This is a genomic window from Neobacillus sp. 114 (genome assembly GCF_030127045.1).
GTDB lineage: Bacteria > Bacillota > Bacilli > Bacillales > Cytobacillaceae > Neobacillus > Neobacillus rhizophilus.
Window position 1 is genome coordinate 5,890,058 of the sequence record NZ_CP126144.1, and the last position, 23,897, is coordinate 5,913,954.

Sequence of the window (23,897 nt, forward strand, 5' to 3'; positions counted from 1 at the left end):
AGGCGCTGCCTTTATCTGAATTATTTTTGATATAGAAAATCGATCACTGCCGCGACATAAACCTTTGCACAGCGGACGATATCTTCTACTTGAACCCTCTCATTGTACCCGTGGATAGTAGGTAAATAAGCTGGACCATATTGTAACACAGGGATATTGTAATCTCTGAAATGACGAGCATCACTGCTTGCCCACTGCATCACACCGTAGGCGTCCTCTTCGGTCACGAAGCTAATGTTATCGACAATTGCCTTACATACTGGATCATCAGCAGGTGTATAATTGGCATGGCTTCGGAAGCCAAACGGACGGATTTCATAGCGGATGCCCAGTTCATCCAAATTCTTTTTCAAATAGGCTGTAACTTCATCACGCGTTACCCCAAACGGCAGGCGGCAATCCACCTGAACCTTACAGCTTTCGGGAATGACATTGGATTTCGTCCCGCCCTGAATGGTCCCAATATTGACCGTGATTCTTTCTAAAACCGGCTGGAACTTTTCGCGCTCTTTTTCAATCTCACGCATATACTTCTTGGAAACTTCTATTAAACCTTGAACCTCTTCAGGAATGGTAATTTTCAAATCCCACAAGGTTCTGATTTTTTCAATCGCTGCAATAGCATCGGTGATAGCATTATTTCCTGCCAGTGGTGAAAGACTTCCGTGTCCTGGTTCGCCAAATACTTCAAGCTCAAACCAGTACGAGCCTTTTTGGCCAATGGTTGGATTTAAACGGGAAGATGGTTCAGCAATTAACGCGCCGTCCCCTTTAATAAGACCTTTCTCCAACAGCCAAGGAACCCCAAACTCCCCTCCCGTTTCCTCATCAGGAACGATGGCAAGAGTAAGTTTTCCAGGAAGTTCAACATCTAACTGTTTCAAAAGGGCGAAGGCAAAAATAATCCCGCCGAGACCGGCTTTCATGTCGCTTGCTCCCCTGCCCAAAAGCCAACCATCCTTCACTTCGCCGGAAAAGGGATCGAAATCCCATTTGGATAGATCGCCTGCAGGCACGACATCCGTGTGCCCGCAATAAATTAAATGTTTCCCTTCTTCCCCGCCAATGCTGGAAATCAAATTATACATTTTGTCGCTTGATTCGTGCCATGCCGATTCAAGCCCATATTGACTAAGGTAATTGGCAATAAACTCAGAGATTTCAGTAGAATCTCCGGGCGGATTTTCGCTCGGAATTTTGATCAACGAGCTGCAAAGCTCAATCAATTCTTCTTTTCTTGCTTCCACTTCATCGATTAATCTTTGTTTTAACGCAGTAATGTCTGTCATCCTGCAGTCACCTGATTTCCTTTTGTTTGTAGATGAGTCATTTTCCCGTATAGTTGCTCTAAGCGGTCAAATTCTTCAGCATCGTAGAAAGAACATTTATTTTCGCCATAAAGCTTGGCTACTTCTATTACATAACGGACAACCTGCTCGACATCGGTCGGATGGGTTGCGCCTGTTCCGCAGCCGGCTACGGCAGTTTCCGTCGTAATCGCCACACCCACAACTGGGCTCTTAGTCGCGACTGCCGGCTGGAGAATACTGTTGACATGATAAACGCCATTTCCGTATGGAGTAATATCCTGTGTTGTGATCGGCAGCGTTACAGGCAGAATGCCCGCTGATTGGGTATAAATATGCAATAAGTCCGTGCTGATTTTTAAAACATAGCCTTCCTTGACAGTCGGTGTAATGGCAAATCCTTTATGATTGGTAATCATATTTCCTTTTGTTGTGTCCACAGATAGAATAGCGTCCATTTCCTCTGTCACTTCATGCTGATTCATCGTTAAGATATCAACCGGTGAATTCATGAACGGCACAGGATCATGCGGCAAGGTTGGTGCAGTTGGACAAATATGGGTGGTGAGGATCACATCCCCTTTTAGGCGGTCGCCCTTCCCCGTCATATCCAATAATTTAGCTGCTGCAGCCACGCAGGATAAAGCCCCGTCTCCGTCGGATACGAATCCTTTTACCTCCGGACGGGCCCCAACTCCGCCTAAGCGGCCGATAATGCCCAGAGTAGGAGCATTTCCGCCTTTCGACTTACCTTCTTCACCTGGAATAACAATTTTGATAAAGTCAGTGGAACCTTGATTGCCTTCAACCGTTTTGACGGTAATTTCCCCAACATTAGAGATGGCTTCCAGGTAATTCTTCACATCATGTCCAGTTACATGAATACTATCCAAAACCTCTATTAACTCCATTACATGTTTTAATGACATCGAAAAAACCTCCAGATTTAATATATTTTAAAGGCGGTCCGCACGAATAAGAACAAACCAGCCTTTTATATTCGACATTTTTCGAGCGGTTACAGGCACCCTTCGAGACTTTTTACTGGCTTTCCTAATAAAGATGGCACGCTACCCGCTGCCCGTCTCCATTCTGTTTCAACTCTGGAACAACTGACTTGCAGCTTTCTACCGCATATGGGCATCTTAGGTGGAAATGGCAGCCGGAAGGTGGATTGACCGGACTTGGCACATCCCCTTTTAATAGAATCCGCTCTTTTTTGTCATACGGACTTTCCTTTGGAACCGCCGAAAGCAGGGCTCTCGTATAAGGGTGAAGCGGGTTTTGATAGATTTCTTCGTAGGTACCAATCTCCACAATTTTCCCTAAATACATCACGGCAATCCGATCACACATATAGCGGACCACATTTAAATCGTGCGAGATAAAGATATAAGTAAGTTGAAATTGCTTCTGCAGGTCTTTTAATAGATTAATAACCTGTGCCTGCACAGATACGTCCAGGGCCGACACCGGTTCATCGCAAATTATCACATCCGGGTTCAACGCTAAGGCGCGGGCGATATTAATCCGCTGCCGCTGGCCGCCCGAGAATTCGTGCGGATAACGGTCAGCGTGATAGCTGCTAAGGCCGACAACCTCCAACAATTCACGAACACGTTCTAACCGGGATGCTTTATCGCCTACTTTATGGATTTCCAATGGTTCGGCAATGAGCTGTTTAATCGTTTTTCTTGGATCCAAGGAAGCATACGGATTTTGGAACACCATTTGAATGGATTTCCGCGAGTCGCGGATTTCCTTCGGCCCCATTGCCGCAAGATCCTGCCCTTTAAATAAAACCTTTCCTTCAGTGGGGCGGATTAATTGGTTGATGAGCCTGGCCATTGTCGACTTGCCACAGCCGGATTCACCAACAATCCCCAGCGTCTCACCGCGAAATACATCGAAGCTGACGCCATCGACTGCCTTGACACTCTGCGTTGATTTTTTAAAAGGAAGCGGATCCTGAATAGGGAAATGCTTTCTTAAGTTTTCTACCTTAATAATGGCTTCAGCCATGATGCACCTTCTCCTTTCTTTCCAGACGCTGATCTTTCAATTGGAAATGACAGGAGGCAAAATGGCCTTCCTCTACCTCAATAAGCTCCGGCTTTCTGGAAAAACAAATATCTTGAGCATATGGACAACGCTCCGCAAAATGGCACCCAAGAATTTCCTGTCGCAAATCAGGCGGTGTGCCCGGAATCGCCGAAAGCCTTTCCTCGTTCCCGATGTCACTGGTAATCTGTGAATCTAACAATCCCCATGTATATGGGTGAAGTGGATTATCAAAGATTGCCTTTACACTGCCCGATTCGACCGTATTCCCCGCATACATAACAATTACCTTGTCACACATCTCCCAGACGACCCCTAAATCGTGGGTAATCATGATAATCGACGTGTTAACGGTATCCTGCAGATGCCTCATTAAATCCAGGATTTGCGCTTGAACGGTTACATCCAGAGCGGTTGTCGGTTCATCGGCAATCAACAGCTTCGGGTTACATGCCAAGGCAATCGCAATCATCACCCGCTGCCGCATCCCTCCGGAAAATTCATGGGGATACATCTCAATCCGCTTTTCCGCCTCTGGGATTCCCACCAGCTTCAACATATCAATCGCGGCTTTTTTCGCTTCCTTTTTCGAAACCTTCTGGTGCGTACGGATGGATTCCATAATTTGATTCCCCACCGTAAACACCGGATTCAAGCTGGTCATTGGGTCCTGAAAAATCATCGAAATCTCATTTCCTCTGATGGAACGCATTTCTTTATCCGATAAGGATAAGAGGTCCTTCCCATCAAACGAAATCTTCCCTCCGGCAATTTTTCCAGGCGGATTTGGAATCAGGCGAAGCAGCGCGGTTGCTGTTACACTTTTTCCAGAACCTGACTCGCCGACAATCCCCAATGTTTCCTTCTTTTTCAAGGTAAAACTTACCCCATTTACGGCCTTTACAACTGAAGATGAAGAACGGAAATGCACTTCCAAATCTTCTACCTTTAATAAAGTATCTGACATGCCAATCCCCCCATCTTCTAAACTTTCATTTTTGGATCAAGGGCATCCCTCAAACCATCACCAAATAAGTTAATGCCAAGAACTGTCAGCAAAATCGACAGCCCTGAAAATGTGGCCATATGCGGACTCATGACCAAGAAGTCCTTGCCGTCTTTCAGAATGCTTCCCCACGAAGCAGTCGGCGGCTGAACACCCAAACCTAGGAAGCTTAATGCAGCTTCCGAAATAATCGCACCGGCGACACTCATCGTTCCATACACAATCAATGGCGCCATACAGTTCGGCAGGACATGCTGAAAAATAATTCTTCCGTTCGTCGCTCCTAATGATCGGGTCACTTCAATAAATTCTTCTTCCTTTACACTCAATACTTGACCGCGGACAATCCGGGCAAATCCTGGAATATTGGCAACACCAATCGCAATAATAACGTTAACCAGCCCTTGTCCTAAAACAGTCATCAATGTAATTGCCAGTAAGATGAACGGGAAAGCAAACAAGCCGTCCATCGTCCGCATGATAATCGCATCAAGGCGTCCGCCGAAGTAGCCAGAAACAAGCCCCAGCAATGTTCCGAAAAATGCTCCGAAAACAACCGCAGCAACACCGACAATCAAAGAAATCCGCGCTCCATACACAAGCCGGCTGAACAAGTCTCGTCCATAGTTGTCCGTTCCTAAAATATGACCGGCAGTACCCGGCACCGCCAAGGAATTGGCAACATCCATATCATTAGGTGAATGTGTCGCAATCAGCGGCGCAAATATCGCAATAACCGCCATAATTACCGTAATCGATAAACCAACCGCTGCAAGCCGGTTGCGAATCAGCTTTCTAAATAAGCCTGCTTCTTTTTTAACCTTCTTGTTTTGCGGTTCTGCCTTAGAAAGTGAACTTTGAACGGAAGCCATTATTTCGCCCCTCCCTTACCTGAAGAATAATTCACGCGTGGGTTGACCACTTTATACATCACGTCAACCAAGAGATTGACCAGCACGAAAATCACAGCAATAAACAATACAGTTCCCTGAACAACAACAAAATCCCGTTTGTCAATGGCATCGACAATTAACCGTCCCATGCCCGGCCAACTGAAAATCGTCTCTGTTAGAACAGCTCCGCCAAGCATCATCGAAATTTGCATGCCAAGAACAGTTAACAGTGGTGTAAGTGCATTTTTAAAAGCATGCTTGCAAATTACCCAGAATTCACTTAACCCTTTCGAGCGGGCCGTTTTGATATAGTCCTGCGAAATGACTTCCAGCATACTCGACCTTGTGATCCGGGCGAAGGTCGCCATCGGAATGGTGGCAAGTGTAATACTTGGGAGTACGAGGTGTTTCAGATACGGTATTAACCCGTCTTCCATCGAGCCCATCCCAGTTGCCGGGAACCAGCCAAGATTGACACTAAAGTAAAGCACTAGCATAACCCCTAGCCAGAAAATCGGCATCGACACGCCGACTAAAGAAACGAGCATAACAGAATAGTCTAATAGAGAGTTTTGTTTGGATGCAGAAATGATTCCCGCCGGAACACCGATGGCAAAGGCGATAATCAAAGCACTTACGGCTAAAATTAATGTATTTGGGAAACGTTCTAGAATTAATTGAACAATTGGTTGATTATAGGTAAGTGATACCCCAAAATTCCCCTGAAGCAAATCCCCTATATAATGAAGGAATTGTAAATATAATGGATCATTTAATCCCAACTTGTCCCTTAATGCTTGGATATCTTCTACACTCGCCTGAGGCCCAAGCATAACGGCAGCGGGGTCCCCAGGAATGAGCCTGGTAATAATAAAGACAATGACCGCAACGACGGCAATAGTAGGCAGAAGATCAAACAGCCTTCTTATAATGTACTTTCCCATAAGCTACCTCCCTTTTTGTATCACAATTCGGAACACTGATTCAGTATGTGAATTACGAATAAGTTTATCACCGTGAAAAAAAGTTGTAAATAAGGAATAATCAAAAAGTAAAATATTTTACAAAAATTTTAAAAACTTATTTACTCTTTGTTTTTTATGTGATAAATTTTATTCAAGTTTCAATATTAGAATTAATGGTTCACAATGTGAATCAACAGGAGGAGAAAATATGAAAGGTAAACGTTTAAGCCGTTGGTGGTTATTGGTTGTTGCCTCCCTTATATTGGCATTAACCGCTTGTTCTTCGGGTTCCAATTCGAATTCCTCTTCATCTACTAAGGAAGAAAAAACAGAATCCGCTTCCGCCGGTAAGCCGCAAGATGGCGGGACATTAAAGGTAGGTCTTTCGGCTAACCCAAAAACAATGGATCCTATTAAATATACCGGGGTCTATGAATCTCAAGTTATGCGTTCAGTTGCCGATACACTGATCGTTTATAACAAAGATCTGTCTGACTTTCTTCCGGCTCTTGCCACAGAATGGAAAGTATCTGATGACATGAAGGTTTACACCTTCAAATTACGTGATGATGTTTACTTCCAGCCAGGAAAATTCCAAGATGGCCGGAAAATGACAGCTGAGGACGTAAAATACAGTCTTGAGCGTTCCGCAAAACAATCTGCGATGAACCGTTTACGCGGTGTCGATAAAGTGGAAGTAACTGGCGAAAATGAAGTAGCTATTTATCTGACTGAACCGAATGCAGCATTAATGCCGATGTTAACAGACGCCGGTAACGTCATTGTTCCGAAAGAAGAGGTTGAAGGCTGGGGTGACCAATTTGGAAGCCATTTAGTCGGAACTGGTCCATTCAAAATCGAAAGCTGGGATCAGGATTCCCAGATTAAAGTGGTCCGCCATGATAAATATTGGGGAGAAAAGCCTCATCTAGATAGCGTTGTTTTCAAAATCATTCCTGATCCAAATATGATGGTTAACTCTTTGCGTTCCGGTGATATCGATGTCGGTATGGACGTAAAAGGCCAAAACCGTGAGCTTGTGAAGCAAGATTCTAAGCTTGAACTATTATCAAAACCTGCGCTTTCTTTAACCTACCTAGATCTTAATAATAAAAAAGGTCCAACTGCTGATAAAAAAGTTCGTGAAGCGATTTATAAAGCAACAAATATTGATGAAATTGTTAAAGGCGTTAACAAATGGGGCGGTGCAGAGAAATCCTTCATGGCACTTCCTAAAGGATCTTGGGGCTACAGCAAAGATTTAGAAAAACTAACACCAACATATGATCCAAAAGAAGCGAAAAAACTTCTTGCGGAAGCAGGATATCCAGATGGCTTCAAAACGGAGCTATATCTTGCGGAATCCCGCGTTCCATACGGTACGATTTTTCAAAACCAAATGAAGAAAAACCTAAATATTGATGTTGAACTGAAAGTGGTTGAATGGGGAACATACAGTGATACAGTCGCAAAAGGAAATGCGCCAATGTCAATCGGCGGCTGGACTTGGTATCCAGACCCATACTTCTTCCTATTCCAATTGTTCCATACAAAACAAATCGGTGCACTTGGAAACGGTAAAGGCTACGAAAATCCTGAAGTGGACAAGCTTCTCGACAGAGCAGTCACAGAAACCGTTGATCAAAAAGAAAGAGCAAAACTGTACCAGCAAGCACTTGAGATTATCTTAAAAGACGTGCCACGAATTGAGCTTGATACAGTGGATGCTTCTGCAGGTATTGCTAAATCTGTCCAAGGTTTCGATGTATCTCCAGACTACTCCTTGCAAATTGTGAATCCAAACGGAACGAACGTCTGGCTGAAAAAATAATTTGCTTACCTGAAGTTTTCTTAGCACAGATAGAAAAGTAGAGATGCCCATCTCTACTTTTCTTCTATTATATATGAAAGAAGGTAGTGATTTTGGCAACAACAGCCATCATAAACGCTCTAGTATACCAGGATAGCACCGGTGATTTTTCTCGGCAAACGATCTTGCTTGAAGATGGATACATATCCGATATTCTCCCCCCTGCTGCAGATTTGGATTTACCTGAATCCTCCATCATTGATGCGGACGGGCTTTATTTGACCCCAGGGCTTATTGATACATGCTCGCAAATTGGCTTAAAGGAAGTCGGCATCCGCTGGGAAGGTCATGACGGGTACGAGCCCGATTCCGAAGACGGCTTCGAATTCCAAGTGATTGACGGCATTTACCCATTTGACAAGGCTTTTGAAGATGCGGTGGCCTTTGGGGTAACAACGGCACACATCGTGTCTTCGCCGGAATCAGTTGTCGGTGCGAGAACCGCAGTCATTCATACAACCGGAAAAACGGTGGATGATATGGCCGTGGTCCCGAGTTTCGGGTTTAGTATTTCCATGGGGGATGTTCCGAAAAATGCTTATTGGGAGAAAACAAAGACCCCACTAACGCGCATGGGGATTGCGTTAAGAATCAGGACCGCATTAAAGAAGCTTCAATCACTTGGTGCTTTGGAGGATGCGCCAGTTTTCATCCGTTCCCATCGGGCAGATGACATTGCCACCGCCTTCCGCATCGCCAGCGAATTCAAGCTTCCGTTTGTTCTCGTTCATGGAACTGAATATCCATTGGCGTGGAATCTTCCAACAGGTGATGTGTCTTTTTCGGTGGCTGCGGGTCCAGTTTTTCAAGCGATGGAACGAGGCGAGCTAAAACATCTAAATCCGTCCCTTTACTATGCATTGTATAGTGGACAAATTCCATTTACATTTGCCACTGACCATCCAGTAAGCTCGGTGACCCATCTGCAAAAGGAAGGAGTGTTAGCGCTGAAGGCCGGTGTCACGGAAAAGGTGATTTTGAACGGATTAACCCGCGATGCGGCAAGGCTTTTAAAAATCGATCACTTGACCGGAAGAGTAGATAAAGGGCTGTTTGCGGATCTAGTTTTGTGGAATAAGCACCCGCTTGATTTAACGGCCCGGGCTGTAAGGACGTTTATTAAAGGAAAAGAAGTATATAGATGGGAGTGAGTCAAGCGATGCTGACAATATTTCGCGGAGCAACGATATATACGATGGATGAAAAGAATACTGTATTGCACAAAGCGGACCTATGGGTGCAGGACGGGAAGGTCGTGAGGGCAGGAGTTGATACGGATATTCCTGTTGATGCGGAGCTAATCTTTGTCGACGGGCTAGTCATCACTCCTGGGCTGATTGATATCCATACCCACGTGGGAATATGGGGAGAAATCAATGAACGAATTAATGATGCCTGCGAGTATTCCAGCCCCTTTACCCCGCTGATGTCGGCGATTGATGGAATCGATATCCGCCATTTTTCATTCGAGCTGGCGCGAAAAGGCGGCGTGACGACCATACAAACTGGTACAGGCAGCGCCAACCCGATCGGCGGCGTTTGGACTATTTTAAAAACGGGTGGAAACTCCCTTGATGAAATGATTGTTGTTGAAAAAAGCGGCTTAAAGGGAGCATTAGGCGAGAATCCGAAAAATGTGTTTGGACAGTCGTATAAAAAATCGCCGGTAACAAGAATGGCGGTGGCTCACATGATTCGCCAGGGTTTTCAGCAGGCTCTGGAGTTGTCTGATGCCGGGCGGCTGGCTGCTTTAGAGGGTCAAACGGAACTAGCCCCATTTATCGAGGTGCTGGAAGGAAAAATGCCGATGCATCTGCACTGCCACCGGGCTGATGATATTGCTACAGCAATTCGGATTGCGAAGGAGTTCCAGATTAAGCTTTCTCTAGAGCACTGCACCGAGGGCCACCTGATGCTCGAAGCAATCAAAGAAAGCGGCGCAAGTGTGACCTTGGGGCCGTTTATGCTTCCAGCAACAAAATACGAAACCCGAAACGGCACACCGGAAGCACCAAGGCTCTACCATGAGGCCGGAATTCCATTCGCCATCATGACCGACCACCCGTTCATCCCGATTCACTATCTAGTCCTATGTGCAGCAGAGGCAGTCAGGTACGGGCTGGATGAAGTGACAGCACTAAGAAGCATAACAAGCACGGCTGCCAAACTAACGGGCATCGACGACCGAGTCGGCTCCTTGGAACCAGGAAAAGACGCCGACTTCGTCATATGGACCCACCACCCATTCAACAGCCGCGCCAACGTACTCGGCACGTATATAAATGGGGTGAAGCATGGGTGAGGCGTGGGTTGAGGTGAGGCATGGGGACGGTTCTCGTGCATCAGAATACAAAGGAGGACATTAGATGGGAAGATCTATAGGTGTGATTACGATTGGTCAAACGCCAAGAGTCGATATGATTCCCGCCATCAAAAGCTTTTTGCCGGAGGATATTGTGATAATTGAAAAAGGTGTGCTTGATGGCAAGTCGGAGGAGGAAATTCTCACTCTTGCTCCTGAACATGGGCAGACGAAGTTAATCTCCCGGTTGCGGGACGGCGGCAGTGCCGTGATGGCGAAGGAAAAAATCCTCCCTGTTGTTCAGGAACTCATTGATGATTTGAACGCGGCGAACGTATCCTTGATCATTATAGCCTGTACAGGGAAATTTCCGCTTTTTAAAAGCAAGGTACCAATCGTTTATCCGGACCATCTGCTCAACCATGTGGCAAAAGGACTAATACATGATGGATTAATAGGAGTCGTCGTTCCCCTTCCGGAACAAGCCGACCAAATCATATATAAATGGAAGGATGCAGACTTCTTAGCCATCCCAGCAGCCAGTTCACCTTATTCCTATCAGGAGGAGACATTAATCGAGGCAGTAAAGCAGCTTGACCTATTCCCTATCAAAGCCATTATCCTCGATTGTATGGGGTATACAGAAGAAATGAAAAAACTTGTCCAAGAACATACATCAAAACCTGTTATACTGTCTCGGAATATTATTTATGGGGTTACTGGGGAGATTTTGTGATTTGTGGGCGATGCATGGGGACGGTTCTGGTGCATCAAAGTTGACGAATCAAAGAAAAAATGATGCGTGAGAACCGTCCCTCTGCCTCTTAAAACTGTTTATATTATGAAGATATTTCTAAATTCAATTGAAGTCAAGTCATGTTAGAGGGGACGGGAGAGGTGTATCCAAACCGATTGTTTAAATGGTAAAATCATTTTTTGAGGATTTGAACTCGATGTTTCACAAAACAGCAGTAAGGCACAGCTAGCTTTAGTCCACCAGCTGTGCCTTTTTACGTGCAAACTTCCGATTGCCTTATAAAAACCTTACCTATTTATCATTCCAAATGGAACCCTTTGCCTTCCATAAATTCCTTCATGTGCACTCGTCTCTTACCCTGCATGAAGTGGGCCATTGATTCAGTCCAGTTGGTATTTTTGTTATTGGTAGAACGCTGCTGATAGTAGTTACTCATGGTTTGGTCATAGTCATCAAGTAAACTATCGTATTTTTCATTGTTATAAACATTTTCATGGAGAATAGCGTCTAATGGCAGTCGTGGTTTTACCTCGTTCTTTTCGGCAGGGACTCCTAAGCATAATCCAAATAGCGGAAACACTTTGTCTGGAAGACCAACCAGCTCGCTGATCGGACCGGGATTATTCCGGACGCCGCCGATATAGCAGCCGCCGTAACCAAGTGACTCCGCAGCCGTGATAGCATTCTGGGCAATGAGGGCGGTATCAACAGTGGCGACGATAAAATTTTCTAAATTATCATGTTCAATCACAATCCCGTGCTTACGGCCGGCAGCTTCCAAGCGTTTTAAATCCCCGCAAAATAACAGGAATTCGGCAGCGTCTTTGATATGCGGATTTTTAGCAAGCTCGGCGATTTGTTCCCTTTTGTCTTTGTCGGTGATGCGAATAATCGAATACGCCTGGACAAAATGCGAGGAAGCTGCACTCTGTCCCGCCTGAAGGATTTCCACCAAATGCTCTTTCGAAATCGGTTCTGCCGAATACTTCCGAACGGAAACATGACTTTTCATCACTTTCATTGTTTCTGATAATGTACTTGTATCTTTCATCTAGTTCTTCCTTTCTTGAGGCAGAGGGACGGTTCTCTTGCATCACTGTAATTGGGTGAGGCACGAGAACCGTCCCTCTGCTTCACCCCTATGCCACATTCAAAAATGAGGCACAAGAACCGTCCCCATGCTTCATCCTTCTTTGATCTGGTTGCGAAGGGTTCCGAGTTTGCTTACTTCCACCTCTACTACGTCGCCGGCTTTCATTAGGACTTGCGGGTTGCGTTTGAAGCCGACTCCGCCTGGTGTGCCTGTGACGATGACGTCTCCCGGCACTAGGGTAATGAAGGAGGAGACGTAGTAAATCAGTTCGGGTATGGAAAAAATCATTAAATCGGTTGTAGTATGCTGCAATGTTTCGCCATTTAAACGTGTTTCAAGCGTTAAAATCTCATTGTCTGCGATTTCATCGCGAGTGACCAGCCAGGGCCCAAAAGCTCCTGTTCCTTCAAAATTCTTTCCAGGGCCCCATTGGTGGGTGTGTCTCTGCCAGTCGCGGATCGTGGCATCATTATAACAAGCATAGCCGGCTACATGTTCAAACGCTTGCTCTTTCGGAATCCGTCTGCCCGGTTTTCCGATGATGACAGCCACTTCGCCTTCATAATCCAATACATCCGATTCCTGTGGCAGCAAAATCGCTTCATTGTGGCCAATCTGCGAATCAGCAAGGCGGAAGAAAATCACCGGTTTTTCCGTTTTATCGCGATTTACTTCTCGTCGATGATCATCGTAGTTGACTCCGGCGCAAAAGATTTTATTAGGATTCGGAATGACCGGCAAAAAAGTTACTTCTTCGAAGGTATAGTCCACAGGCTCATTTTCGAACTCCGAGACCTGAGCTAGATCGGCGGCCAATAAAGACTTTAAGTCTGCAGCATCTACGCGCTTCGTTAAATCAACAATCCCGTTATCCTTCGCAATGCCAAACTTGTTTTGGTTCTCAACTTGATAGCTTACTAATTTCATTACTAACACCATCCTAATCTATTAATCATGTATTTGTGAAACTAAACGATTATTAAATTCTACTTTTTGTAAAACAGAGTCGATAATGTCACGCTCTACTTTTGGATACCATTTGCAATTACGCGGCCACTCTCTCGGACGTAATGGCAGCTCACTATGATATGGGCGCGGTTCAAAATACCCGAGTTCCGGAATATATTGGTCCATTTCCGTGTACAATTCGATTAAATTCAACTCCGGGTCATGATGATAGGATGCGAGATTGTGTCCGGCTGTATGTCTAAATGGTCCCCAGACAAGCCGAATATTTTTACTGGCTAGAAAATCGGCACTTAACGTATGGTGACTCGAATCTTTTAATTGAAAAGCAATATGGTGCATGATTTTATGGCCGAAGTTTGAAATGTTCAAGACATGGTGATCGGAATTACAGGTTAAAAAGGCTGCCCGGTTGCCGATTTTATCGGTTTCGAGAAACCCTAAGATTTCTCTATAAAAATCAACCGACTCCTGCTGCTTTTTTGAACCTAACGCAATATGGCCTAACTTAAAAGGAGAAATCGAATCACGCTTATACCCCGGTGCTGGCATGTCGATATGGTGGTATAAGTGGATCGTGTAGCCATCCGGATCGTTCAGCTCCAATAACTTCCTGATCCCCGGCTGATAATCGGATTTTAGCTCCGAATGAATTCCGGCCTGGGCAAGGAATTGTTGAATATTTTCCAAAGAATCGGTTTCTGCAATTTGAAAGCCAAGAGTTGATAATTCACTTTCGCGGCTGCTTCTTAACACAATATTATGATGGTCTAAGCTGCTGCTAAGATATTTCTCGCCTTGGTCGCCTTCTTCGACAAGCGTCAAACCGATAACGTTTTCATAATAGTCCGCCATCCTGGACAGGTCCGTACAGTTAAAATCGGCATACCCTAATTGAATCGTTTTAATCACACTATCCACTCCTATCCGCAATATTGCTTTTTTTAATGTTAGCTCATTACCTTAATCCCAAAGCTTTTTGCCAAATCCTCCAATAGATCCCCAGCCACTTCTGCTGCGCCTTTTGCATAGACATATCGGTCAGGACGAACAATGGCTGCGTCAACACTATTTTTGTCGAACCACTCTGAAAAATGCGGTATTTTCTCCAGGATTTCCCCAGCCTTTACCGGCTGTTGCGTAACGACCTGCAGGCAGACAAAAAAGTCGTTTAAGTGAAGAGCGGCTAATTTTTGCTTTAATTCCTCGATTTTATTCTCTGAAACATTTGCTGAAACAATCAGGGCAAACCTGCCGCCAATGACATTATCTGATTTAGCTTTAGTCCCATCAGCTAATGTTACAGTCGTTTGCGGGAACAAGGTGGTTTCATCACTTTTTATCGTAGGATGATGAAACCCTATTCCAATCGGCGAAGCCGCCTTGACCAAGTTGCTTAATGCTTCTCTTACATTTGGAATGCTGTTTAAATAGTTAAATAGACGATCCCTAAAGTCCGCTATTTCTTGGTTGTTTGTTTGAATAATCTCCCCAAGCAGGACGGCATGGCGCATAATTTTTTCTACATGTGGCATTCTTTCTTTTTCATAGGAATCTAGGATGGCTTCATTGGCATCGTATTTGAGGATATGGGCAATTTTCCAGCAAATATTCACGGCATCGCGAATTCCCGATGAAAGCCCTTGGCCTAAAAATGGCGGCATTTGATGAGCGGAATCGCCGGCTAGGAAAATCCGTCCCTTTCTGCCCTGCTTCGCCAGCAAGGAGCGGAACACATAGATTATTTTTCTATCAACCGTGATGTCTTCCGTATTCATCCAATTAGACAGCAGTTCTTTGATCGATTCATCGGTTTTATACGTGCTCTGGGTTTCGTGTTCATGGAGGGCAATTTCCCACCTGTACATATCATTGCCCAGATAAATACAAGTAGCTGCCCGAGATGGGTGGCAATATTGCTGATTTATAGTCGGCAAATCTAGTTCCTTCGGTGCCTTAATGTCCACGATTAACCAAGGGTGGTTAAAATTCATATCTTCCCGTTCGATTCCGATACATTCTCTTACCTTACTCCGGGCCCCGTCTGCCGCGATTACATATTTTGCCTGAAATGATTTCTCCTCTTTTGCCGCCAAATCTTTTACTTTTACCGTTACAAGATCGTTTCGTTCTTCCACGTCCAGGATTTCATGATTACTATAAAACAGGATATTCTCCTGCTTCTTCAGGCCGCTTCTCAATACTTCCTCAATCAATGGCTGTCTAATGACGAGCGAGGTAGGGTAGCCATTAGATGTATGGCTTGCGTTGCGTTTGAAGCCGAACATGGGCGAATTCTGTTGATTTAAAAATTTGTACCCTTTTGAAACAGTTGATAATTTGAGGATGTCTTCCTCAAGGCCGGCAAATTGGATGATCCGGGCAATATCATCATCAATCACGGCTGCTCTCGGTAATGGATAAATATCTTTTAATTTGTCAAAGACAATTGTTTTCAGGCCATACCTCCCCAAAATATTGGCAGCCATGACTCCGGTAGGGCCGCCGCCCACGACAATTACGTCTACATATATCAAGTCATTCACCTCGTTGAAATAAATTTTTAACATAAGCAACTTCTTAATAGTCATAATTATCAAACAATGTATTTATAATTGTCAATACTTTTATCATAATTTGATAAATTTATATTTTATTTTTGAAAAATAATCAAAAATTATAGTGTAATTATTAAATTATAAAATTTTATAACTAACTATATATAGCAAAGCTGTATGAAGGAACCTATTTATTTTATTTATTTTCACAATTTAATAATACTAATTAAATTATTGTTATTTTTTAAAAAAATAAGTAAATAAATATTGAACTATGATAATAACTGTGTTTATAATGTAAATAAATTTTTAAAAAATTCCAACAATAGGGGGCGTGAAAAATTAAAGGAAGCGATTATTCGGGAATTGGACAAAGGCATTTACGAGGTTGAAAGTTTAAGATAGTCTGAACTAAATAGGGGGATTAGCTGATGAATGAATTGAAAGCGCATTCTGATTCGAAATTAAGTAGAAATGCTTGGCTGACTATTGGTTTTCTATTTACTGTTTCCATTATTAACGTTGCCGATAAAGCGATTATCGGTCTCGCCTCTGTACCGCTTATGAAGGAATTGAATTTGTCACCATCCCAATGGGGTATTGTCGGAAGCTCCTTTTTCTGGTTATTTTCTATATCGGCCTTACTGGTAGGGTTCTTATCGGATTATATTGGCACAAAACGAGTCATTACCGTGATTACTTCCGTATGGGCAATCGTGCAATTTGCCACCATCTTTACGATGAGCTTGCCGTATCTTGTCGTTACTAGGATGATTTTGGGAGCCGGGGAGGGACCTACCTATGGGTTAGCCATGACGATGGCCGCAAAATCTGTTCCGAAAGAAAGAGTCGGTGTAAGCCTAACATTAGTCTCCGTCGGCAATACCGTCGGCGCTGCGATTGCTGCCCCTGTGTTACTTTACTTCATTGTCAATCACGGCTGGCGCTCCGCATTCATCTTTTTAGGTGTCATCGGAGCGATTTGGACCTTATTATGGGTTCTTATTGTAAAAGAAAATAAAGAGGATATCGGTATTAAACCGAAAAAGATACAAAAAGAGGCCGGAGCGAAAGCAAGCTGGTCAGAGGTTTTGCCAAAGTTATTTTCCCGCAATTTTATTCTCATCTCACTGTGTGCCTTTGCTTCTTATTGGTTTTTCGCCATTGAACTTGCTTGGTTCCCTAACTATTTCGAAAAAGCTAGAGGAATCGATGGAACGATGCTGCAGCTGGCAATTATGATTCCTTGGGTGCTGACGACGATTTCACAGTTATTCTTTTCATCGGTTTCCGACCGCATTTATGCAAAAACACAAAATGTCGTCCGTTCTCGGGTATTTATTGTAGGGCCCATGATGCTTTTGGCGGCACTCTTTTACTACCTGGCAACGGTTGTCTCATCCAATACGCTTGCCGTTGCGATGTTATCATTAGCGGTCTCGCTTAGAAGTATTATTCTGGTGCTCGGACCAGCCATTTTAACAAGTGTTTTTCCAAAGAAGCATTATGGCAAGGCGCAGGGAAGCTATACCGCTATCTATTATTTAGCCGGGATTCTCGCTCCTTTCGTAACAGGTCTGATTATCCAAAATGCCGCCACCACCATCGCAGGATTCCATCAAGCCTTTCATTTAGGTGCCGGTATAATTTTTGTCACCGGCCTCCTGTTCTGGATTTGGGTTCGTCCGCAAGAGGCGGCGCAATCGATTACCAGTCAGAAGGTTGGATGATAGGCGGACAAGGATTGGCTTGTCGGAAAAGTTGTATCAATTTGAACCTTACGAACCCTTGATGGAGTGTTCCTCCTTCAGGGGTTCTTTTTTTAAAAAAAGAAAGTGGAGTGAGTTTTTTCATGGAAAAACGTTATAATCTAAATAAATAGAGGCTTTCAGAGAGTGAAAGAGGTGTCGGGCAAGAAAATGTCGAGTCTTACGAAAATGTTAGCGATTCTTGATTTATTTACCGAAGAAAAACCGATTTGGACAGCGGAGGAAATCACCAATGAATTTGATTTCTCGGTGCCGACCGGTTATCGATATGTGAAAGAATTAAGTACTGCAGGATTATTGGCAAGGGTGAAAGGCGGGTCGTATGTCATTGGTCCTAAGATTATTAAATTGGACCGGCAAGTTCGAATTTCCGACCCAATCATCAAGATTGGCCAGCCGATTATGGAAAACCTTGTAAATCTGACAGGCTGTGAGGTTTTATTGAGCAATGTTTTTAATGAAGAAATTTTGGTGGTACATACGGAAGCACCGGACAATAAACAAATGAATATCAGCTACTCGCGGGGGATTCCACACCCGTTATTCAAGAGTTCTACATCCAAAATTATCGTCGCAAACCTGCAAAGAAACGATCTGATCAAACTATTTGAATCACGTCGGGAAGAAGTTGCTGAGGCTGGGTTAGGAATGGATTGGGAAGAGTTTAAAAAAGCCATATCGAAAATTCGCCGTGATGGCTACTGCATCTCTCACGGCGAACTCGATGCCGGACTATCCGCCATCGCTGCCCCCATCTTCAGCAACAATCAAATAAAAGGAAGCCTAAGCCTGGTCCTCCCAACGGCCAGATTCTCCGTCTTCAACACGGACAAACTCACCGAAATCGTCAAAGAAGCAGCCAATCTAATCTCAAACCTAATATCAGAACCACTTTGACGGGTGATGCATGGGGACGGTTCTCGTGCATCACAATGGGCGAAGGAAAGGAAAATGAGGCAGGAGAACCGTCCCTCTGCCTCAACCGTGAAACCTCGCGCTAAATATGTTATATTTCCATGTATCGAGAAATTTTAGTAAAGGTGTTGAATACTTTGATTGAGTACACTGAGCTGCATCATGTTAGTCTGAATGTTACAGATTTAGGCAGTGCTAAGAAATTTTATAGTGAAATTCTATGTTTAAAAGAACTCCCTCGGCCTGCTTTTGATTTTGAAGGGGCTTGGTACGGTATAGGTGGTCAACAGCTGCACTTAATCGCCCTTTCCCACTCACAAACCATTCGGCACGACAAAAGCTTAAGCAGCAGGGAGGGACACTTTGCCCTTCGAGTCAAAAACTATGCAGAAACTTTAGCTTGGCTGAAAAAGAACGGAGTAAACGTCCTAGAAAAGCCAAACAGCGTCAGCGGCTTTGCCCAAATCTTCTGCGCCGACCCCGATGGAAATCTCATAGAGTTAAACGTCGATCAGTCCGAGTTATGATGCACGGGTGATGCATGGGGACAGTTCTTGCGTTTCAACTTAAGTGAAGCGAAGAAGGATGCAACAAGAGAACCGTCCCTGCGTTCCAACTTTCTCGCCAAAAAAGAGGCAGGGAACCAACCCTCTGCCTTATGATCGATTTATAAGGCTTGGCGATACGCCTAAAATTCTCGCAGCCTGGCGTTGGGATACACCTCTAATATTTTTTACTTTTTGAAAGACTTCCTTTCTTTGCGCCTTTGGCAGTACCTTTACGCGAGTGAAATCCCCAGGGCCAAGTAGTTTCTTAATTATGACCCTTGCCTCCTCGTCAGGCAGCCTTCTTCTTTTCTCTTCCAAGCATTCATCGTTGTTAATTTTTCCGTTATATTCTTTGAATTTTTCCATCGCAAAGGTCTGATCAGGTGATATCTTTCCGAGAATAAAGTTTGCATCAAGCAGATTTCTTTTATCATGAGGTTTAAAAGCGTAGTACTCACGGCAGCTGCTCCATTTCCATTCATTTGGCCTGTCTACGATTCCAGCCTTAACGGGATTTTGATGAATGTACCTAGTAACTGTTAGTAAATACCGATTATCTTCGACATTTTCACTCTTGAATCGTCCCTGAAATAAATGCCCCGTCGTGTCGTACTTCCAGTTATAATACGAGGCATAGCTGACACCAATCCGCTTCATCGTATTAGATATATCTTCCTTACCCTCTCGTAAAAGGAGATGGACATGGTTGCCCATCAAACACCAGGCGTATATCTCCAATTCCGATTCTCTTTTATACTTTGCTAAAATATCAAGAAACCTATTACAATCCTCATCGTCATGGAAAATCTCCTGCCGATTCGCTCCCCTCCACATAATATGGTAAACACCGCTCATACTCTTCACCCTTGCACTTCGGGGCATCACAATCACCTAACCTTAAATTTAAATGGGGAAACAAGGTGAAGCATGGGGACGGTTCTTATGTCTCAAAAAATGTACAACAGGTCGTAATAACTAAAAAGTTTTGTATACCAAGATGGTTATCATTAAGGGAATAGTCATATAGAAGTAGTTTAAAAGAGGGCTGATTAAGAAGCGCGAGAACCGTCCCTAGGTTCTGCTTGTTTCCGGGGGTTTATCTGAGGTTACAGCTATATCATATAATATTTTATATAGCATTTCATCTTTTTTCCATTTAGGGGGAAACAAAAAATTAGATGTTTGAGAACCGTCCCCATGCATCTGCAGCGAAGCAAAAAATGATGCATGAGAACCGTCCCCATGCATCACTATATCAAACCACGTATACTGCGTTTTTGCCGGCGAGTTTGGCTTTGTACATGGCGGAGTCCGCGTTTTTTAGGATGGTGGCGGGGGTGTCGTCTGGCTGGCAGGCGGCGATACCGATGCTTGCGGAGATCCTGCAATCGTTGACGCTTACTTGGAGAAGGTGCAATAACCGGTTTGCCTGTGCTTGCGCTTGATGAATGTTCATCCCTTTAAGCAGCACTGTGAACTCGTCCCCGCCGAGACGGCTCACAAAAACATCCTCATCTTCTAATTCTTTTAGTTTTCGGGAAACCTCTATCAATACCTGATCCCCGGCCTCGTGGCCATACTGATCATTCACTCTTTTAAACCCATCCAAATCAATAAACATCAGACAAACCTGCTTCTTTTTCCTTAAGGAATGCTCTAATTTTCTCAAAAAATAATGTCGATTGGGGAGGCCTGTTAGAGAATCATATAAAGCCATTTGCATTAGTTTTTCATTTAACTCTTGTATTTTTAACTGTTTGTGTTGGAGCTTCTCTGTTAATACCCCTACCCCAATCGAGCAAGATAGCGTAATGACAGAGATCCCGATATGCAGTGCCGCGCTTTCATCGACCATATCTTCACTGTGGAACTTTTTTTCATAAAAAAACCAGCTTAAATGATAGGCATTAAGGATGATTCCAGTAAAAACGCCGCCATATAACCCTAGATAATAAGAAAAGATAAAGCATGGGAAAAGCAATGTAAACCACGCCATGTCGTCGATGTAAAACGTTTCGTAGTCATCTAAAAAGTCGGGTAAGAATGTAAAAAAAGCACATAGTAAAACAAGCGGCACAGGAATTTTCCTAATAACGCCCACATTCAAATTCATCAATCAGTTATCCTCCTTGGCAGCCCAGCCGAAAATAGCAAACATCCCCATAAACTTAAATCATATCAAGGAATTAATTTAGTAAAATTATAATTCAAATCCGCATATTTTAATAGATTACAAAAAATGGTGATGCATGGGGACGGTTCTTATGCCTCAAAATCGTTATCAAACTAAGAAATAACAGTACGAGAACCGTCTAATGTCCCACCTAAAATGATGCATGAGAACCGTCCCCATGCATCAAAAGACCTGTTTTTAGCCGATTTACAATATTCTCAAAGTCTATTAACGTCGGCTCAATATTTCTCCTGTATTTTTGTATATGAAATACATATTCTTACAGGAGATGATGGAAGTGATGAGAAAGAGTTTAGTAGCTGGATTAGCTTGTTTGTCTCTGGCGGTAACGGCCGCTGCCCCTTATGCGGCATTGGCCAAGCCGATTGAAATTTCTCCGACTGAAAATGGGCAATCGACCTTGCGCCCGCTTACCTCTGATGTGGCGGTGATCGCCCACCGCGGGGCCTCTGCCTATGGCCCGGAACATACTCTTGCAGCCTATAAGCAGGCAATGACGATGAAGGCAGATTATGTAGAATTCGATTTGCAAATGACGAAGGATGGTCAGCTGATCGCGATGCATGATGAAACGCTCGCGCGGACAACGAATGCCAAGGAACTTTATCCGGACCGGGCCCCATGGCGGGTAAAAGATTTTACCCTCGATGAAATCAAACGTCTAGATGCAGGCTCGTGATTTAACAAAGCATACCCGGACAAGGCGAAACAAGCGTACATTGGGCAGCAGGTTCCAACGCTTGAGGAAGCCATCGAATATGTCAAACAGCACGGAAATGGCAAAGTCGGCCTCTATATGGAAACAAAAGCACCAAACGTTTACCCCGGAATGGAAGAGAAAGTCATTGATATTTTGAAAAAAACAAATGTCCTAGACAGCGAAATGCTTTTTCTAGAATCGTTCAGCGAGGACTCCCTTCGTAAGTTAAAAACACTTGCACCAGACGTCAAGCTGATCCAGCTTTATACAGGAACCATGCTGGCAGGCAAGGATGTCCACCAAGAAATGAAGCGAATCTCTGATTATGCAGCAGGGGTCGGCCCTAGTAAGGAGCTTGTCGTTCCGAAGTTGATGGAGGCCGCCCATCAGAACAAGCTGCTCGTTCATCCATGGACTGTAAATGCTGAAGACGATATGGTATCCCTACTTTCCCTCGGTGTGGACGGTCAGTTTACCAATAATACCGACCTTCTTGTTAATCTAGTAGAAAAACCGTTTGTTTCACATGGGGTGGCGAGCGGGGATGTAACGGATTCCTCCGCGATTCTTTGGGCACGTACCAATGCAAAAACAAATGTTCAATTTGAAATATCCACGGACAGCACTTTTAAAAAAGATACCATCGTTAAAACAAGCCCTGCGGATGTGGCGCATGATTTTACGGTGAATGTAAAAATTGACGGGTTGAAGCCGGATACGACCTATTATTACCGTGCCCATGCGGTCTCCAGCAAATATAACGTGAACGGTTCCTTCAAAACCGCACCGGAAGAAAACAGCTTAAAACCGTTGACCATGGTTTGGGGCGGGGATACAGGCGGCCAGGGTGAAATCCCGCCATTTAAATCGTACAAAGCGATGTCCGCTTTAAATCCAGACTTCTTCCTGTTCAGCGGTGACACCATTTATGCCGATAATGCAACACCTGCTGTTCCGAACCCTCCTTCCGAAACCGTGCAGGATTTCTGGGCGAAGTATAAGGAGAACCGGACCGATGCCGGACTGCGCAGCCTTTTGCAAAAAACAGGAACCTTCGCTATTTGGGATGACCACGAGGTAACGAATGATTTTTCCGGACCGTCCCAGCCGCTGACACCAACCGGATTAAGCGCGTTTAAAGATTACTGGCCGATTTCAGGTGAACGCAGTGAAGCAGACAAGCTTTATCATAAATATTCTTGGGGAAACACGATGGATATGATCATCCTTAATAACCGGGGATACCGCTCACCGAATAGTGAAGCAGACGGACAGGATAAAACGATGCTTGGGGAAGAACAGTTACAATGGCTGAAGCAGCAACTTCTTGAGTCGGATGCCAAAGTGAAACTAGTCGCAACTTCCGTGCCAATCTCGATCCCTACCGGAAAAGCAATGGCGCGTGACGGATGGGCGAACGGCGACAATGTCAACCCAAATGACCCGACCGGCTATGAGAACGAGTTCAAACAAATCTCTGATTTTATCATCGAAAAAGGAATCAAAAACGTCTTTTTTGTCACGACCGACGTCCATTTTGCTGAAGTCATCAAATATGACGCCAACCACGATGGAAAAGCGGATTATAACGAACTCATCAGCGGCCCAATCGGCGCGGTAAAAATCAATCCAGGCACATTGGACCCAACCTTCGGACCTGAAAAACTATACGCAGAAGGCAACTTCTTCAACTACGGCGTCTTCCGCGTCGACCCAGCAACACAACAAGCAACAGTAGAAATCCAAGACGAAAACGGCAAAACCCACTTCAGCCACACCTTCGAGCTGGAATGATGCATGGGGACGGTTCTCGTGCATCAAAATTTCGGTGATGCACGAGGACGGTTCTTGCGTTTCAAAGCAGTGGTCAGGCAATGCAACTACCAAAAAACAACGTACTAAAATGAGGCATGAGAACCGTCCCTCTGCCTCACTCACGGGGGATATGCGCATGGAAAAAGCTAAAAGGAATTTTGATTTTATGCTGTGGTTA

Annotated in this window: 20 protein-coding genes and 1 pseudogene; 9 read left to right on the forward strand and 12 right to left on the reverse strand. The window is 44.3% G+C overall.

Features of this window, described 5'->3' with window-relative positions:
• Positions 1-20: 20 nt before the first annotated feature.
• From QNN06_RS28830 to QNN06_RS28855, 6 genes are all read right to left on the reverse strand, one after another.
• Positions 21-1,289, reverse strand: a complete 1,269-nt coding sequence (locus tag QNN06_RS28830; RefSeq protein WP_217036693.1) for a M20 family metallopeptidase — start codon at positions 1,287-1,289, stop codon at positions 21-23.
• Positions 1,286-2,236 carry a DUF1177 domain-containing protein gene (locus QNN06_RS28835; RefSeq protein ID WP_213143887.1) on the reverse strand — a complete coding sequence of 317 codons (951 nt, stop codon included), beginning with the start codon at positions 2,234-2,236 and terminating at the stop codon, positions 1,286-1,288. The genes QNN06_RS28830 and QNN06_RS28835 overlap by 4 nt, the downstream gene beginning before the upstream one ends.
• 124 nt (positions 2,237-2,360) lie before the next feature.
• On the reverse strand, positions 2,361-3,329 hold the full coding sequence (locus QNN06_RS28840) for an ABC transporter ATP-binding protein (RefSeq protein WP_217036694.1): 969 nt from the start codon (positions 3,327-3,329) through the stop codon (positions 2,361-2,363).
• Positions 3,322-4,335: an ABC transporter ATP-binding protein gene (locus QNN06_RS28845; protein ID WP_284036528.1), complete on the reverse strand. Its 1,014-nt coding sequence runs from the start codon at positions 4,333-4,335 to the stop codon at positions 3,322-3,324. Before QNN06_RS28845 ends, QNN06_RS28840 begins: the two co-directional genes overlap by 8 nt.
• A gap of 17 nt (positions 4,336-4,352) precedes the next feature.
• A complete protein-coding gene (locus QNN06_RS28850; protein ID WP_217036696.1) occupies positions 4,353-5,246 on the reverse strand; it encodes an ABC transporter permease in 894 nt (297 codons plus the stop codon).
• Entirely contained in the window at positions 5,246-6,211 is a 966-nt protein-coding gene (locus tag QNN06_RS28855; RefSeq protein ID WP_213143883.1) for an ABC transporter permease, read from the reverse strand. Before QNN06_RS28855 ends, QNN06_RS28850 begins: the two co-directional genes overlap by 1 nt.
• A gap of 229 nt (positions 6,212-6,440) precedes the next feature.
• Here QNN06_RS28855 and QNN06_RS28860 point away from each other — a divergent pair, with 229 nt between their 5' ends.
• From QNN06_RS28860 to QNN06_RS28875, 4 genes are all read left to right on the forward strand, one after another.
• On the forward strand, positions 6,441-8,063 hold the full coding sequence (locus QNN06_RS28860) for an ABC transporter substrate-binding protein (RefSeq protein ID WP_217036698.1): 1,623 nt from the start codon (positions 6,441-6,443) through the stop codon (positions 8,061-8,063).
• Between the two features lie 92 nt (positions 8,064-8,155).
• Positions 8,156-9,253, forward strand: coding sequence for an amidohydrolase family protein (locus QNN06_RS28865; RefSeq protein ID WP_284036529.1), 1,098 nt, complete (start codon positions 8,156-8,158; stop codon positions 9,251-9,253).
• Positions 9,254-9,261: 8 nt separating this feature from the next.
• Positions 9,262-10,404: an amidohydrolase family protein gene (locus tag QNN06_RS28870; protein ID WP_284036530.1), complete on the forward strand. Its 1,143-nt coding sequence runs from the start codon at positions 9,262-9,264 to the stop codon at positions 10,402-10,404.
• Between the two features lie 64 nt (positions 10,405-10,468).
• Entirely contained in the window at positions 10,469-11,140 is a 672-nt protein-coding gene (locus QNN06_RS28875) for an AroM family protein (protein WP_284036531.1), read from the forward strand.
• Between the two features lie 319 nt (positions 11,141-11,459).
• Here the strand turns inward: QNN06_RS28875 and nfsA are convergent, their stop codons facing one another.
• The 4 genes from nfsA to QNN06_RS28895 form a co-directional block, all read right to left on the reverse strand.
• The gene (gene nfsA, locus QNN06_RS28880; RefSeq protein WP_284036532.1) at positions 11,460-12,212 is read right to left on the reverse strand and encodes an oxygen-insensitive NADPH nitroreductase; all 753 of its coding nucleotides are present in this window, start codon (positions 12,210-12,212) and stop codon (positions 11,460-11,462) included.
• Between the two features lie 132 nt (positions 12,213-12,344).
• A complete protein-coding gene (locus QNN06_RS28885) occupies positions 12,345-13,181 on the reverse strand; it encodes a fumarylacetoacetate hydrolase family protein (RefSeq protein ID WP_284036533.1) in 837 nt (278 codons plus the stop codon).
• 21 nt (positions 13,182-13,202) lie between these two features.
• On the reverse strand, positions 13,203-14,132 hold the full coding sequence (locus QNN06_RS28890) for a VOC family protein (protein WP_284036534.1): 930 nt from the start codon (positions 14,130-14,132) through the stop codon (positions 13,203-13,205).
• Between the two features lie 38 nt (positions 14,133-14,170).
• Complete coding sequence (locus QNN06_RS28895; RefSeq protein WP_284036535.1) at positions 14,171-15,790, reverse strand: bifunctional 3-(3-hydroxy-phenyl)propionate/3-hydroxycinnamic acid hydroxylase; 1,620 nt, start codon at positions 15,788-15,790, stop codon at positions 14,171-14,173.
• Positions 15,791-16,209: 419 nt separating this feature from the next.
• Here QNN06_RS28895 and QNN06_RS28900 point away from each other — a divergent pair, with 419 nt between their 5' ends.
• The 3 genes from QNN06_RS28900 (at position 16,210) to QNN06_RS28910 (ending at position 18,989) form a co-directional block, all read left to right on the forward strand.
• Positions 16,210-17,508, forward strand: a complete 1,299-nt coding sequence (locus QNN06_RS28900) for an MFS transporter (protein WP_213117400.1) — start codon at positions 16,210-16,212, stop codon at positions 17,506-17,508.
• A gap of 165 nt (positions 17,509-17,673) precedes the next feature.
• On the forward strand, positions 17,674-18,444 hold the full coding sequence (locus tag QNN06_RS28905; RefSeq protein WP_213117399.1) for an IclR family transcriptional regulator: 771 nt from the start codon (positions 17,674-17,676) through the stop codon (positions 18,442-18,444).
• 155 nt (positions 18,445-18,599) lie between these two features.
• On the forward strand, positions 18,600-18,989 hold the full coding sequence (locus QNN06_RS28910) for a VOC family protein (protein ID WP_217036704.1): 390 nt from the start codon (positions 18,600-18,602) through the stop codon (positions 18,987-18,989).
• 129 nt (positions 18,990-19,118) lie between these two features.
• On the opposite strand, the gene QNN06_RS28915 is transcribed toward QNN06_RS28910, so the two are convergent.
• Positions 19,119-19,892, reverse strand: a complete 774-nt coding sequence (locus QNN06_RS28915) for an REP-associated tyrosine transposase (RefSeq protein ID WP_217036705.1) — start codon at positions 19,890-19,892, stop codon at positions 19,119-19,121.
• 373 nt (positions 19,893-20,265) lie between these two features.
• Positions 20,266-21,123: a GGDEF domain-containing protein gene (locus QNN06_RS28920; RefSeq protein WP_213117396.1), complete on the reverse strand. Its 858-nt coding sequence runs from the start codon at positions 21,121-21,123 to the stop codon at positions 20,266-20,268.
• Positions 21,124-21,484: 361 nt separating this feature from the next.
• Here QNN06_RS28920 and QNN06_RS28925 point away from each other — a divergent pair.
• Both QNN06_RS28925 and QNN06_RS28930 read left to right on the forward strand, forming a co-directional pair.
• A pseudogene (locus tag QNN06_RS28925) lies at positions 21,485-22,675 on the forward strand (glycerophosphodiester phosphodiesterase); the annotation flags it as partial.
• A 45-nt stretch (positions 22,676-22,720) separates the two neighbouring features.
• Positions 22,721-23,698: an alkaline phosphatase D family protein gene (locus tag QNN06_RS28930; RefSeq protein ID WP_284037997.1), complete on the forward strand. Its 978-nt coding sequence runs from the start codon at positions 22,721-22,723 to the stop codon at positions 23,696-23,698.
• The last annotated feature ends 199 nt before the right edge of the window (positions 23,699-23,897 follow it).

Coding starts and splice junctions, on each gene's coding strand:
- QNN06_RS28830 (WP_217036693.1), bottom strand. CDS start 1,289: ATGACAGACATTACTGCGTTAAAACAAAGATTAATCGATGAAGTGGAA.
- QNN06_RS28835 (WP_213143887.1), bottom strand. CDS start 2,236: ATGTCATTAAAACATGTAATGGAGTTAATAGAGGTTTTGGATAGTATT.
- QNN06_RS28840 (WP_217036694.1), bottom strand. CDS start 3,329: ATGGCTGAAGCCATTATTAAGGTAGAAAACTTAAGAAAGCATTTCCCT.
- QNN06_RS28845 (WP_284036528.1), bottom strand. CDS start 4,335: ATGTCAGATACTTTATTAAAGGTAGAAGATTTGGAAGTGCATTTCCGT.
- QNN06_RS28850 (WP_217036696.1), bottom strand. CDS start 5,246: ATGGCTTCCGTTCAAAGTTCACTTTCTAAGGCAGAACCGCAAAACAAG.
- QNN06_RS28855 (WP_213143883.1), bottom strand. CDS start 6,211: ATGGGAAAGTACATTATAAGAAGGCTGTTTGATCTTCTGCCTACTATT.
- QNN06_RS28860 (WP_217036698.1), top strand. CDS start 6,441: ATGAAAGGTAAACGTTTAAGCCGTTGGTGGTTATTGGTTGTTGCCTCC.
- QNN06_RS28870 (WP_284036530.1), top strand. CDS start 9,262: ATGCTGACAATATTTCGCGGAGCAACGATATATACGATGGATGAAAAG.
- QNN06_RS28875 (WP_284036531.1), top strand. CDS start 10,469: ATGGGAAGATCTATAGGTGTGATTACGATTGGTCAAACGCCAAGAGTC.
- nfsA (WP_284036532.1), bottom strand. CDS start 12,212: ATGAAAGATACAAGTACATTATCAGAAACAATGAAAGTGATGAAAAGT.
- QNN06_RS28885 (WP_284036533.1), bottom strand. CDS start 13,181: ATGAAATTAGTAAGCTATCAAGTTGAGAACCAAAACAAGTTTGGCATT.
- QNN06_RS28895 (WP_284036535.1), bottom strand. CDS start 15,790: ATGTTAAAAATTTATTTCAACGAGGTGAATGACTTGATATATGTAGAC.
- QNN06_RS28900 (WP_213117400.1), top strand. CDS start 16,210: ATGAATGAATTGAAAGCGCATTCTGATTCGAAATTAAGTAGAAATGCT.
- QNN06_RS28915 (WP_217036705.1), bottom strand. CDS start 19,892: ATGCCCCGAAGTGCAAGGGTGAAGAGTATGAGCGGTGTTTACCATATT.
- QNN06_RS28920 (WP_213117396.1), bottom strand. CDS start 21,123: ATGAATTTGAATGTGGGCGTTATTAGGAAAATTCCTGTGCCGCTTGTT.
- QNN06_RS28930 (WP_284037997.1), top strand. CDS start 22,721: ATGGTTTGGGGCGGGGATACAGGCGGCCAGGGTGAAATCCCGCCATTT.